Genomic DNA, 13,245 nt, shown 5'->3' on the forward strand with positions numbered 1-13,245 from the left:
AAGTATACATCTTATATCCTTCTTTAGCGTTGGCAAATGACAGGCTTGTGACATCGATGGGGAAAATGGCGGCAAGGAGGGCGATCGAGCGACAGACCGGCGTGGCGCTCTGGCGGCAGATCGCCGATCGCATACGGCTGGCGATCAGCAACGGCGACTATGACGCCACCGGCATGGTGCCGCCGGAGACGGCTTTGGCGGCCGAATTCGGCGTGAACCGTCACACGGTGCGCAGCGCGCTCGCTGCCCTCGCCGAGGAAGGGTTGGTGCGCGCGGTGCAGGGGCGCGGCACGATGATCGAGCGGAAGGAGCGGGTGAGCTACCCGATTTCCCGCCGTACTCGTTTCTCACAAGGACTTGCCCGGCAGGTGAAGGAAATCGGAACCAAGCTCCTGGGGCACCGTCAGGTGCCGGCGAGCGGCGAAGTCGCCGCGGCGCTCGGCCTTGCGCCAGGCTCCCCGCTCGTCGAGTTGCGCACTGTCAGCAGCGGCGACGGGCGGCCGCTTTCGGCATCCTTCAGTTATTTTCCGTCCGAGCGCTTTCCGGAGATGGCGGAGCATTATGCGCGTCTCGGTTCCGTGACCAAAGCCTTTGCCGCGCAAGGGCTCGACGATTACGTTCGCGCCTGGACGGAGATCGTCGCCCGGCACGCCGATGCGGAGGAACTCACACTCCTGAAGCTTTCGCCCGGCGCAATCGTCATGGAGGCGCAATCGGTCAATGCCGATCTCGATGGCCGGCCGGTTGAATATTCGCGCACGCGCTTCGCCGCTGACCGGATGAAGTTGAGAATCGAGACTTAGACGTGAAAATCCTGACAATCGCCCCTATCAGCGTCGCAACGGCGCCTGTAACATGGAGTGACCAATTTCGCTCGAGGGGTCGAAGCGAGGGCGCGCGAGCTCAGAACGCAACCCCGGCTTTGTCGGTCGCTGGGGCGGTCCATTCCTTTCGTGTGGGCAAGGCTCCACTATATCGGCGGTGCCGAAACCGTGGGCGTCGGGCGGGTAGAACAATGAATGACTCAAAACCTGGAAGGCTTCATCTAACCCTCTCCGAGTTGATCAGTCAGCAGATAGAGGAGCGTCATGCCACCGAGCTGCGAGCCGTGCTCTCAACTGGTAACGAGATCACCATGCACGGAACGTTCACAGTGGGCAGTGATTTCATCATCTATAGAACGGCGAAAGATGCTGGCGGCAAATGGGCAATGACGCCATTCGCGCATATCGTGCAGCTAATCATCTGATTTCAGATCCTGCGTGTCGACAGGTGCCAGTGAGCACGGCGCCGTCGTTAGCCACCGGAGTGTTGCTCGATGGCGTCTCCGCCCTTTTTGATCATACTTGCTCCGGAGTCGATAGTGGCCGGTGAGGAGCGGGCCTAAACAGCATTCAGTTCCATCTCCCAAAGCTCCGGATAAAGGCTGACAAAGCCGCTCGGCGCGATCTGAAGCGTCGCTCGGTAGGGACCTTGTGGCGATTCATAGTCGTAGGCATGCTCAGAAACGCGGCGGTAGACCTGCGGCAACGGCTCCAGCTTCTCGGAGTCCGCATCCATCCATGCGACGGTAATACGCTCAGATTGCCCCCTCCGCAGCGCCATGCGGCGCAACTGCGGGAGGTTCGTCGCCGGCGTGAATCCGAAGTCGAGGTCTACGAGATCCTCAACCCGGCTTTGCCTAGCCCCGTTGAGAGTCCAGCCCTGTGCATCGCGCTGAATCCGGCTGCAAACGGCTCTGCCGCCAATGAAACCTTCGATTGATCCGCTCCGCGTGGACCAGTCAGGCCCTAGCTCCAGGGCGTAGCGAACACAGGACGGCTCTCCGTCCCTTAAATAGACGGCTGTCCCTTCGAGCCGCCATCCCGACTCTGCCTGAAACAGCCGAGCGGCATCATGGCCTGGGGTGTAGAGGGTTCTCCAGAGCGCGACTTTGGTCATCTCGCCTCTTCCACAGCTAGTACGTCTTGCCTTCCCAAGAGCACCTGGGAAGGCGATAGAGACATCGCGTTGGCGGCCGACGGGACTTGGACCCAAAACCCGTGTTGCATCCCGCCCACGGCTTTCGCGAAAAACCTATGGCCGAAGGCGTCTTCGTCAATGCCATTCGCGCAGTGAAGGAAACTCTCACCTCGAGAGGGGGGAAGGCTGTGGTGCAAGCGCGTGGGATGCCACTAAAGGCACGGTGGAGGAGGCGCGAGGGAGCGGAGCGCTTGACTGGCCGCAGAGGGTGGACTGCGGAAGTTCGTTTTGCTCATGGAAACGAGCAGGTTACGCGAAGACCGGTCGTTGAGCCTGTCGCGAAAGCGCCTTGTTCTGCGGCGCGAAAGTCGGTCCCCAACATAGCTTTAATAGGCCTCATCACACGAAAGCGTCGAATCTGTCCGACATTGTGGGGTAAACAGGGAACATAGGTCCGAAAGCTCATTGAACTCGGACGAATGGAGGGCCCTCATTTCGTGACGCCTCTATTGAGCTGTTCTTGCTATAAAGCAATCGACCGGGTCGATCCTCACAGGTTAAGGATTACGCGGAGCTGCATTTCGTCGTCCGGTATGCTCGCTAGGGACGAGCCGCCGCTTGAGGTTCCTGTGCTGACGATCAAAGACCTGACAAAAACCGCGAAGATGGACGGAACGTCGTGCGGGTTGGGCTGCAATCCGGGCAATGTCAGTCGCATGTGCACAGAGCTTCCGAGGCCTTGTCATTCCAGCGGCTGCCGACATACGTGTAGCTCCTGTTGGACCTGAAACGCGCGCCCGACTCGTTGATGTGCTCCCATAAGGTCAGAGTACAACCACGGGTCACCCTGAACGACGACACGTGGTCGTTCCAGGAAGCTTCGTAGGTCGTGGACGGACAATCGGAATCTCCATGGGAAACGGAGCAACCAATACTGTCACCGTTCACCATGATCATTCTCTCGAGATTGTCGAGAGTATAACTGGCACCACCGTAGTCACGATGCTCAAAGAGGCGGCATTCGGCAAATGCAATGGCTGGAAGCGATGCAAAAGATGCGGCCACGAACGCGTATCCCGTCAGATTATAAAGAACAGACATTTCTAGTCCTCCTGATAGTCTAGCGACAGACAATGGAACCTTCTCGAATGTCGTATTTTCCGGATATTGAGGCTGGCTAGCTGTGATCGTATAGGTTGGCTTCATCCAGTCGTTCACGCTTTGACTTGTCCTCGAACAACCTTTCACACGCTTGATTGTCAGGTACGTGGGCCTGGATATGTTATCCTCCGCCTCGCCACGAACAGGCGAGTTGCATGCAGTAGTAACGATCAAATTTATTTCACACGTTCGGCACTGGCGCATCGGACGTTCGTCCTATATCTTTCACGCCTCGGTTGCAGATCGTTAGATTGGTTCCGCGAGAACTGAGGCGGCGGGCGGCGATGGCAAGAGCAGATGCGATTCTTGCGGCAGTGCAGCGCATCCATGAGGCGTCGCTAACGTCCGACGGCTGGGCGCGTGCGTTGCCGTGGATCGCCGGCGCCTTGCGCAGCGAGCGCGGCATCCTGCTGGTTCAGAACGCGAGCCGAAAGGCCGAGTACGCGGTGAGCTTCGAGATGACTTCGGAGCAGACGGTGGGCTTCGCTGCTATGGCAGGCGTGTCCAAGTTTTGGGAGACCATCCGGGCGCTGCCGGCCGGGGCCGTGGCGCCGACCTCTGCGCTTCTACCCGACAGCGAGTACGCTCGCACACGCTTCTACAACGAGGGAGTCAAGCCATTGGGTGCCTTCCACGGCCTGGTAGCTTCGCCGCTCAGCACGCCGCAGTGGTTCGTCCACCTTTCCACCGGCCGCCTGCTGGGCCGGCCTGATTATGACGCCAAGGACGTCGCGGCAATGCGGATGCTGGTGCCGCATCTCGTGACCGCGCTGAACGTCGCCCACCGGTTGGCTGCCGCCGATCTGCGCACGACGGGTGCAGGGGACGCGCTCGATCGATTGGACACCGGCGTCATCCTGGTCGATGTAGCTGCGAGAATCCTGTTCGCGAACCGGACCGCAGAAGCGATCTTCGCCAGCAATGATGGCCTCCGCATCGATCGGGACAGCGTCTGCGCTTGTAGTCACGGCGCAACCCGAATTCTGCGTCGGCTGATCGCGAGTTGCGCGGACTTAACGATATTCAACGGCGGACCCGGCGGCCGGATGGAGGTTCCGCGTGCGGATGGGCGCCACGCCTTGCGCGTTATGGTCGCGCCGTTTCGAGCGGACGAGGCACAGATCGGTACGCCTTGGCTTGGCACTGTGCGGCCAGCAGCGATCCTCATGGTCACCGGTCCCGAACGAGAACAGCGTTTACGAAAGGACAACCTGCGTCGTCGTTTCGGGCTCACCCCGGCGGAGGCCGACGTCGCGTTGGAGATCGCCAGGGGCGATGGGCGCGACGCTTCTGCTGCCCGGCTTGCTATTTCGGCCACAACGGTCAGGGCGCATCTCAGCCGCATCTTCGAAAAGACCGGCGTGCGCAGGCAGGCCGAACTCGTTCGGCTGCTGATGCTGGACGAGCGTGACGAGCGCTGATGGCTGACTAAAGCTTGGTGCAGTCGTACGTCGCGCTTACAGCTAAGCCGACTTTCGCGGCATATCTGCCGCCTGTCTGCAATGGGTCGAAAGCAGGAGCACCTCTGCCAGCCGTTATTATGGGGGCTCTCGGCGCAGGCAGATGTTCTCGTCATATGTCCCGAAGGTCGCATGATCTCTCGACAGGAATATCGTCGCGCAGAAAATCTCGCTTCTTATCGTCGAGGTACTGTGACCTTGCCCTTCGGCCTGACGAGGTGTGACAGTATTGCAGGGTAGTAGCCGGTGCCGGTGCTTCCCCGTCCGTGGAACCCAATTGGTTGATCGCCCCAGCTTGAAGAGTCGGATTCCCGAATAATAATCCTGAGCGCGTTCAGCTCCGAGTATTCCGGGGCCCTCCAGCGCAGGTCATTCGGGAGCCCCGCCATGCGATAGCCCTCCACGATATGCCGCCGCACATCCTCGGCGGGGAACGGCTGTGAGGCCGACCAATGCCGGATCGTGAAGTGCGGATTGCTTATCATAAACATTTTCGCCTCCCAGCGCGCCTCCTCTGAACGGCCAAGTTGCGCAAGGCTTGCGGCAAGCAGGCGTCGTGAAGTCGTGCGATAAGTTTCGGGCCTGCGCAGCGTTTGGGCCGCGGATTCGTAGTCGCCGATGGCATATTGGGCCTGGCCCAACATCCAGTAATACCAACCGGGCGGGTGAGGATTGAGCCGGAGTGCCTTCCGCACCTGCTCTATGGCTTCGGCAGGCCGGCCTTTTTCCGTCGTCAGTTCAGCCTGCATTGCCCATGCATCCGCGTGGTTGGGGTCCAGTTTGTGGGCGGCGTCGAATTCGGAATCCGATTCCGCCCAGCGGCTCTCATGGCCCAATATGACACCCAATACCCAGCGATTCCCGGCATCGTTCGGGTCGAGTTCGACCGCGCGCTGCGCTTCGGCAAGCGCTGTTGCGCGGTTGGGATCCATCGGTTCGTCCCAGAACTCCCAGCCCAGCCAGAGGTTGAGCGCCAGCCAACGGTGCGCCTCCGCATATTCCGGATCGAGCTCGATTGCACGGTTCAGCAGGAAAATGGCTTCTTTCGCGGTAACCGCCGTTTGCAGGCCCAAGGCCCGTGCACGCACACAGAGATCATAAGCCTCCAGGTTGCTCGGTCTGTTGCGCGCCGGAGCGGTAGTCAGGCGACCCACCAGAGCCTCGACGATCTTGCCGGTCACCTCGCTTGCGGGCCAAGTTCGTCGAAACCGCATTCAAGCTTCCGCTTGACCTGGTCGTAGACACTGCCGGAGACACAGATATCCCCTGGCCCGGCTATTGCCTGAAGTCGCACCGCGACGACTACGCCGTCGCCGTACAGATCGCCGTCCTCGACAACGACATCACCCAGATTGATGCCGATATGCAGGTTAATTTGCCGGTCGACAGCCAAACCCTCGTTCGCGGCCACCATCCGCTTCTGAAGTTCCACGGCACATGACACAGCGTTCACGGCGCTTCCGAACTCGACCAGAACGCCATCACCCATCACTTTTACAATACGGCCGTCGCAGTCGCGGACCAGTGGTTCCAGGATCTCCTTCCGTCGGCCCCTTAACGCGGCCAACGTTCCTTGCTCATCTAGGTCCAGAAGTCGACTGTAGCCCACCACGTCGGCGGCCAATATGGCGGCAAGTCGGCGCTGGGCGCGTACTTCGGCCATTTCGCGTTGCTTTCATTGAAAGCAGAAAATCGAATTGTATGACGCCCATTTCAAAAGTCTATCAGGCTGACTTCGAAGTTCGATGCAAAGCAGTACGTGGTCAGGGATGACCAACACGCACCCGCGTAATGACAGGGTCTTCGGTTCAGATTCCTCCAAGGAGCATGGCGACGGGCGTCGCCAGCCCCGCAGGATCGCTGCCGACTGCCCGCCTCTCGTCGCTTTGGCAGATGGGGTGGGTTGCCGTCCTCCTGACAGTTGGCTCCGCGAGTGCTCGTAAACGCTGGCGCTGGAGATCATCCCTTGGCGACCATCTCCTGCCCCGGAGAAAGATGAGCAGCTGATCGGCGTGCCGGCGAGCGTGATCCCATCGACAGACGGATGACGCAGACGGGCTCAAGGCGCGCGATCGGTGAGGGCGTCGGCGCCTTCCTGCTCGGCGCAATGCGCACAGCAGTAAATGGTGTCGCCCTGCTCGACACCGTGCCCGATAATCCGGACGCCGCAATGCGGGCAGGTCGGAGCGAGCCTCTGGATCGCGCACTCGAAACTATCGAATGTGTAGGTTTCGTCTCCCAGTTTCACCTGGAAAGCCTTATCGTAGTCGTTTCCGCACTGGTCGCATTTGGCCATGGCTGTATCCTCCCGTTCAGTCCGATCAACCTCGCGACGAGCGATAGGTTCCGTCGTCACTTCCGGCTCAAGCGTCGTGCGCGATCAAGTGGACTATTCCTCGATGCCGCGGGGTTGGATACCCAGTTCTTCCAGGCCCGGCAGATCGCTTGCCGCGACGTTGTCGCGACGCATGAGATCGACCTGGTTGCGAGTCAGAGGCGCAGCGGGAAGAAACTCCGCAGCAGTCGCCAATATGTGCCAAAGCGCGAATGGCACGGGCACCAACCTGACGCGCGCGTTGAGTTGAGTGGCGATCTCCCGGACGAGATCCCGATACGAATAAATGCGCGGGCCGGCGCACTCGAAGATCGACGCGTCTGCGGCACTCTGCCCCGAGACCAGGCGGCTCACGGCTTCCGCCACCTCCCCGACATGAACCGGCTGCAACCGAGTGTCGCCTTCGCCGAACAGCGGATAGATCGGGAGGAGGCGTACCAGCCTTACGATCGTTGTAATGAACGCGTCGTCTGGGCCCGCCATGACAGCGGGACGGACGATCACCGCGCCCGGAAACGCCGCCTTCACCGCCTCCTCGCCGCGACCCCGGGCCCGGATGTAATCCGAACGGGAGTTCGGATCCGATCCGATGCCGGAGATATGGACGAACCTCTCGACGCCGGCTTTCCGCGAAGCGGTCGCCAGATCGGCCGCGGCTTCTACATGGACACGCTTGAAGGTCTGCTCACCGCGCTCGACATAAAGGCTGACCGCATTCACGGCGGCGCGAGATCCAGCCAAGGCAGCGGCGATCGAGGATCGATCCAGTATGTCCGCCTCGATCGGCTGAAAGGGCCTCTTACCGGACGCATTCTCCAACGTCTGGTGTGGATGGCGCGAGGCGGCACGAATATCGACACCCTTGTCCAGAAGCCTGCTCACGATCCGCCTGCCGAGGAAGCCGGTTCCGCCGAACACTGTCACGATGTTCTCGCTGGCCACATCATTTCGACCATGTTGGTTCGTCATTGTCTAACGCCCTTCTGACTTTACGACGCATCGTTGGTCGCGTTCTGCGCGTTAGGAATACCCGCACCAGCCTTTTGGTCCGCTCGGCGGGATGAGCTTTTTTTTGCTGCGAGACCCGACAGTAGGGCCGAGAGGTATACTAACACCGCACTGCGGTGCGACCAATTCTGCTTTCGCAAGCGGTCAGCCGTGCTCCTGCGCATGTTTTGCGGCGGCAGGTGGGACTGCACCGACGCGTTGACCCACAGGGCAGCACAGCTCGGGAACATCGGCGCGTTTCTTGTGGTTCGGCCGTCATCACATGAAAATGCACGAGGGTACCATGAGCGCTTCCGGCGTTGCCGTCTTCGACAAGACACTTCAGATCACCAATGTCTGGCTCGATGAAATCATGGCGCATCAGGGACCGGACCGTCAGCGTGCATGGCATATTCTGAGTGCCGTTCTTCACACGCGCGCGCTCGCCTGCCCGCCGATCTTTCAGCTCACCTTTCGGCACAGTTGCCCCTGCTCGTGCGGGGTGCCTACTACGATCAATATGAGCCTTCCAAACAGCCGGCGCAGGCGCGGGGCTTGGATGATTTCCTTGGCCAGGTGAAGACCGAACTCGCCTCCACCCCCGTCAAGACGTAGGTCCTGGTTACAGGACGCTACTACCATCGCTCCGGCGCCGGTCGTGAGGCGCCGCATTAGGTCCTTTGTCAACAGCGAGGTATGGCCGACCGGATCTGTCAGCTTATTGCCGATGGATTAGGCATGCATGATTTTGCTTCATTTTTGGGCAAAAGCGCATTATACGACAGTTATGCGATGCGGTTCCTCCCAAGCGCATCGCCGGGTATCGCGTCCGATATAGCCTGTCGCTGATGCATCGGCGCCGGGCTTTCTTTTCAACATAAGGGCGCAAACGGACTTCGAAGAAGCGCAGCGGGCCGTGTCCCTCACATTTCATTCGGCCGCTTCGTCGCTTACGTTCCGAGGCTGCGGGCGTGATCGCTACTCAATGGTCGGCGATTGGGCCCAAAGCCGCCCCACGTCCCGACGAGCCTGAAGGACCGCAGTGGGTCGATTTTTCACGGCGCTGCAGAAGAGTCGGGGGATCCAGAACGTTTATTCCGCCTTCGCGTGCAGGCTTAGAGATGGTCGACTCACCCTGATGCGGCGACGGAGGGCAGCCGATGAGAAAGATAGTCGCGCATCTGGCGAAGTGCATCTTCACGTGTCAGGCCCTCCGACTGCAGACCTAGTCGCAGCCACAGCCCGTCGATTAGCGCGGTAATACCAAGAACGGCGGCGTCGCAATCGTCCTCTGGCAGAAGATGAACCAGTGCCGACATGAGATTTGATCGCATCCGCGCATGAATTACTTTTTGGATGCGCGCTAGCTGCGGTTCCCGCGGCACCTCGGCGCAGAGCGATAGCCAGGCATGGCAGATGGACGGCTGGAAGAAGCGGTCCTCGAAGTTGCCTTCAATGATCGCTTCCAGTCGCTCTAACAGGGTGGTGGCCCGGTTCAAGCGCGCCACCACGGCATCCTTCAGCGCCGCATTGGCCTCGCGCATCGCATGCTCAAACAGCTCCTGCTTGTTGGCGAAGTAGTGCAGGACGATGCCCTTTGATGCGCCTGCGTGAGCGGCGACCTTCTCCAGCGTTGCCCCCGCCATGCCTTCGCGCTGCAGGACCTCGAACGCCGCCCGTCTGAGTTCACGTTTTCGGATATCGCTAATTTTGGTCAGTCTCATTTGCGCGCCCTCACTTTCGTCCACATTTGACAAACTTTCCGGAAAGATCAATAATTGACCTATGGGACAATAAAATGACCAATGGGATAAAAGTGGAATACGATGAAACGATCTTTGAAAGCGACAGCGGACTGATCGCGCGAAAGCTCGGGCAGAGCCGGCGTGTGGTATGCGCCGCTCCCTCTTACCTCGAGCGCAAAGGAAGACCCGCAACGCCGGCGGACCTAGATCGTCATGACTGTCTGACCCTTAACTTCCGTCGCGAACGTCCGTCCTGGCCCTTCCTGTGGGAGGGCCGGGAAGTCGCCCAGCCGGTCACCGGAAGCCTGGTCGTCAACAATGGCGAGACGATGAAGCAGATGGTGCTTGCCGGAGCCGGCATTGCCCGGCTGGGGCTCTTCTATGTCGCCGCCGATATCGCCGCCGGAAGGCTCATGCCTCTGCTTGAGGATTGCAATCCGGGCGACCTCGAATTGACCCACGCCATCTATGTCGGCGGCGGGCCACTGCCGCATCGGGTTCGAGCCTTCATTGAGTACATGATCGAGACGCTGGAGCAATCGCCGCTCCTGAAGGGGTATCCTAACGCAGCGTAATGGCGACTCCGATAGAAGTCGTCAGTAGCGCTCGAACCGCTAGGCCACGCAAAGGAGACCGGCAAGAGTGTGCTGCAGGTTAGCGCTCAATTTGCTCATCCAATGTCCGACCGTCTCCCTTATCATTGGCGCGCAACGACGGGCGCGGATAGGACCTACGTGTGCGATCTGGTCGTCGATCGCGCGTGGCCCGCAAATAATCAAGGAGCAAGCGCCGTCGGTCCCACCTTGATCAGTTTGTGCGGATGCCGTGAGCTGTAAACAGGTGGACCCTTCTGATATCGGGAGCGAGCGTGATCGGCTGGCCGGGCTGAAGATCGATCCGGTCGCGGAGCACGAGGTTCACGTCCGCCGGACCAAGCTTCGCCAGCACGTGGGTTTCGGAGCCGGTCGGCTCGACCACGACGACGGTGGCCGCTACACCTTTGTCGGCGATCGTCAGATGTTCCGGACGGACGCCGTAGACCGCCGCCGTCGCGCCTTGATAGCCCTCAGGCATTGGAAGCGCCACCCCGCCATCGGTGACGAACTGCCCATTGACGATCGCCCCCTCGAACAGGTTCATCGCCGGTGAGCCGATGAAGGTCGCAACGAAGGTATTGGCCGGCCGGTCGTAGAGCTCGAGCGGCTTGCCGATCTGCTCGACGTTGCCGCCGCGCATGACGACGATCCGGTCGGCCATCGTCATAGCCTCGATCTGGTCGTGGGTGACGTAGACGGTGGTCGTCTTCAGCCGCTGATGCAGGTCCTTGATTTCGGCGCGCATCGTGACGCGCAGCTTGGCGTCGAGGTTCGAGAGCGGCTCGTCAAATAGGTAGACCTGCGGCTGACGCACGATCGCCCGTCCCATTGCCACCCGCTGGCGCTGGCCGCCGGAAAGCTGTTTCGGCAGCCGATCGAGCAGAGGTCCGAGCGCCAGGATGTCGGCCGCTTCGCGCACGCTCTTTTCAATCGTCGCTCTGTCCTGGCCCTTCAGCTTCAGCACGAAGCCCATGTTTTCCGCGACGGTCATATGCGGATAGAGGGCATAGCTCTGGAAGACCATGGCGATGTCGCGCTCTTTCGGCGCGACATCGTTGACGACGCGACCACCGATGCGGATCTCGCCGCCGCTGATGTCCTCGAGCCCGGCCAGCATGCGCAGCAGGGTCGACTTGCCGCAGCCGGAGGGGCCGACGAGGGTGACGAACTCGCCATCTTCGATGTTCATGGAGATGTCATGAATCACCGGAACGGCGCCGTATTGTTTGCGAACCTGATCGATCGAGACGGATGCCATGAAATTCCTCCCTTGCTTGCCTGTTAGAGCTTGAGCTGCCAGATGCTGGCCGCGGCGACGTTGTCTTTGGGTGCCGTGAGGCGAGCGGAACGCACACTCGCAAATCCGGGCAAGCGCTTGGTTCCGGTCCATCGGCCGTTGTCGGCAAAGACCTCGATCGAGCCGACGTCGAGGAATATGCGCAGCGTCGAGGCCCTCGCCCCGGCCGCGATGTAGCGGGGCAGCAATTTGCCGTCCGGAACGTCGTAGAGGATGCTCAGGCCCTCAGCATCGAGCCGGACGCCGAGCTCGACGTCGGGATGGTCGAATTCGAGATCGAAGCTGGCGCCGGGCGCGGTGAGATCGATGACGATCTCGACGGCTCCGTTGGTGAGCTCGACCTTGTCTCCGGCGAGCAGCCGGCGCTCGTCGACCAACTCCTGGCGCAAGCTATCGACGGCATCGACCGGCGGCGTCAGCAACACACCGTCCCCAAGCAGTACCCGGCGCGGGAGCGTCATGGCGGTTGGAAAGTCGACCTTCTTCGAAATCTCCGTCCAGTTCGCCAGCCACGCAATGCCCACGGGGCCGGAATGGTCGACGAAAGCCTGGAAGGCATAGGCATCGGTTGCGAAGTCGAGTTCCTGCTCGAATTCCTTGACGAAGGTACGGCCGTCAAAGCGGCCGACCGTTGCAAGGGTAATATTGCGTCGCGCCGTTGCCGGATCGCGGCTGGTAAGCAGCCCGAAGATCAGCGCCCAACGGGTTTGCGGATCGTCGGCGGGACCACCGAGCGGCACGATGCAGGGGCATTCGGCGGCCGTCATGCCGAAGCGGTTCTCGCGATGAAGAATGCCGACGAAACTCCAACCCCCAGCGGCATCCGGATCGGCGGTCTCGTAGAGCAAGATGACGCCGCCCGCGTGATCGCGGCTGCCGACGAGCATCTTCCAGCGGCCGTCCGGGCCTTTGATTACGTAGGGGTCACGGAAGTCGAGCGTCAGGTCGAGGCCGGTCGGCCGTTCCGGCAGGATGATCTCCGCCGGGCCGGCGCTGATCTGGTCACGGCTGACGGCGGTCAACTGGATCTGCTCTTCCGGCTTGCGGTCCTTGACCTGTTCGGTGAAGAAGACACGGATCCCCTCTCCAGCAAGCGGGATTGCCGAGCCGGAGAAGGCGCCGCCGCGGCTGTCGGCGTGAGCGGAGAGTTCCGCCGACGGAAACAGGAACATCGGCAGGTGCTTCCAGCGGAGATAGTCGTCGGAGACCGCATGGCCCCAATGCATGGTGTTCCAACGGAGACTATGGGGATAGTGCTGGTAGAAGAGATGAACCTTGTCGCCGAAACGGCCGAAACCGTTCGGGTCGTTCATCCATCCGAAAGGTGGGCGGAAATGATAGCTGCCAGGCACGGCGGGTGTTGAATTGGCCTCGCCGCTGTAAAGAACAACGATGCCCTTGTCCAGAACGTCCGCCTCCGAAAAGGCATAGACGACGGAGAGGATCGTGATCGCGGCGTCGTAGCTAAAAGAAGTTTCGCCGGCTGTTTCGATCAGCAGCGGCCGGAACTCGAACTCCTCGGTGTTTCCCGCCGTCAGGCGGCCGATTTCCTGTCCGTCCTGGTTCGCTATCAGCTCGGCCGGCGCAATCGGATCGACCGGCTTCAGCCAAACGTGGAGCGTAGTCCCGGCCGGCAGAGCGGCACTGAGCGTCTTCAGGCTGCCGCCGAGGGGCGAGGAGAGGATTGCATGGCTTGTCATTG

General features: G+C 60.8%; 10 protein-coding genes and 3 pseudogenes. 5 read left to right on the top strand and 8 right to left on the bottom strand.

All coding sequences use genetic code 11. The features are described 5' to 3' along the window. Positions 1 to 65 precede the first annotated feature (65 nt). Positions 66 to 803, top strand: a complete 738-nt coding sequence (phnF, locus tag M728_RS18380; RefSeq protein WP_026622618.1) for a phosphonate metabolism transcriptional regulator PhnF — start codon at positions 66 to 68, stop codon at positions 801 to 803. A gap of 212 nt (positions 804 to 1,015) precedes the next feature. Further along, positions 1,016 to 1,249 (top strand): hypothetical protein, encoded by a 234-nt coding sequence (locus M728_RS18385; RefSeq protein WP_026622617.1) that lies wholly within the window; start codon positions 1,016 to 1,018, stop codon positions 1,247 to 1,249. Between the two features lie 134 nt (positions 1,250 to 1,383). On the opposite strand, the gene M728_RS18390 is transcribed toward M728_RS18385, so the two are convergent. Then, a complete protein-coding gene (locus M728_RS18390) occupies positions 1,384 to 1,941 on the bottom strand; it encodes a putative glycolipid-binding domain-containing protein (RefSeq protein WP_026622616.1) in 558 nt (185 codons plus the stop codon). A gap of 729 nt (positions 1,942 to 2,670) precedes the next feature. Then, entirely contained in the window at positions 2,671 to 3,063 is a 393-nt protein-coding gene (locus M728_RS18395) for a hypothetical protein (RefSeq protein WP_026622615.1), read from the bottom strand. Between the two features lie 425 nt (positions 3,064 to 3,488). Here M728_RS18395 and M728_RS18400 point away from each other — a divergent pair, with 425 nt between their 5' ends. Next, positions 3,489 to 4,544, top strand: coding sequence for a helix-turn-helix transcriptional regulator (locus tag M728_RS18400; RefSeq protein ID WP_198023428.1), 1,056 nt, complete (start codon positions 3,489 to 3,491; stop codon positions 4,542 to 4,544). Positions 4,545 to 4,957: 413 nt separating this feature from the next. Here the strand turns inward: M728_RS18400 and M728_RS18405 are convergent. The 3 genes and pseudogenes from M728_RS18405 to M728_RS18415 form a co-directional block, all read right to left on the bottom strand. Further along, a pseudogene (locus M728_RS18405) lies at positions 4,958 to 6,246 on the bottom strand (tetratricopeptide repeat protein); the annotation flags it as partial. Positions 6,247 to 6,642: 396 nt separating this feature from the next. Further along, entirely contained in the window at positions 6,643 to 6,879 is a 237-nt protein-coding gene (locus M728_RS18410) for a hypothetical protein (RefSeq protein ID WP_026622613.1), read from the bottom strand. A gap of 93 nt (positions 6,880 to 6,972) precedes the next feature. Beyond that, positions 6,973 to 7,887 (bottom strand): complex I NDUFA9 subunit family protein, encoded by a 915-nt coding sequence (locus M728_RS18415; RefSeq protein ID WP_051441022.1) that lies wholly within the window; start codon positions 7,885 to 7,887, stop codon positions 6,973 to 6,975. Between the two features lie 322 nt (positions 7,888 to 8,209). Between M728_RS18415 and M728_RS18420 the strand changes: the two are divergent. After that, a pseudogene (locus M728_RS18420) lies at positions 8,210 to 8,505 on the top strand (DUF2267 domain-containing protein); the annotation flags it as partial. 530 nt (positions 8,506 to 9,035) lie between these two features. On the opposite strand, the gene betI reads toward M728_RS18420, so the two are convergent. Beyond that, positions 9,036 to 9,629 carry a transcriptional regulator BetI gene (betI, locus tag M728_RS18425; RefSeq protein WP_370906493.1) on the bottom strand — a complete coding sequence of 198 codons (594 nt, stop codon included), beginning with the start codon at positions 9,627 to 9,629 and terminating at the stop codon, positions 9,036 to 9,038. A gap of 122 nt (positions 9,630 to 9,751) precedes the next feature. On the opposite strand from betI, the pseudogene M728_RS18430 reads away from it, so the two are divergent. Then, a pseudogene (locus M728_RS18430) lies at positions 9,752 to 10,225 on the top strand (LysR substrate-binding domain-containing protein); the annotation flags it as partial. A 232-nt stretch (positions 10,226 to 10,457) separates the two neighbouring features. Here the strand turns inward: M728_RS18430 and M728_RS18435 are convergent. Further along, the gene (locus M728_RS18435; RefSeq protein ID WP_026622324.1) at positions 10,458 to 11,504 is read right to left on the bottom strand and encodes an ABC transporter ATP-binding protein; all 1,047 of its coding nucleotides are present in this window, start codon (positions 11,502 to 11,504) and stop codon (positions 10,458 to 10,460) included. Positions 11,505 to 11,527: 23 nt separating this feature from the next. After that, positions 11,528 to 13,243, bottom strand: a complete 1,716-nt coding sequence (locus tag M728_RS18440) for a beta-fructofuranosidase (protein ID WP_026622323.1) — start codon at positions 13,241 to 13,243, stop codon at positions 11,528 to 11,530. Between the last annotated feature and the right edge of the window lie 2 nt (positions 13,244 to 13,245).

Origin of the sequence: Ensifer sp. WSM1721 (genome assembly GCF_000513895.2) — a bacterium.
Taxonomy (GTDB): domain Bacteria; phylum Pseudomonadota; class Alphaproteobacteria; order Rhizobiales; family Rhizobiaceae; genus Sinorhizobium.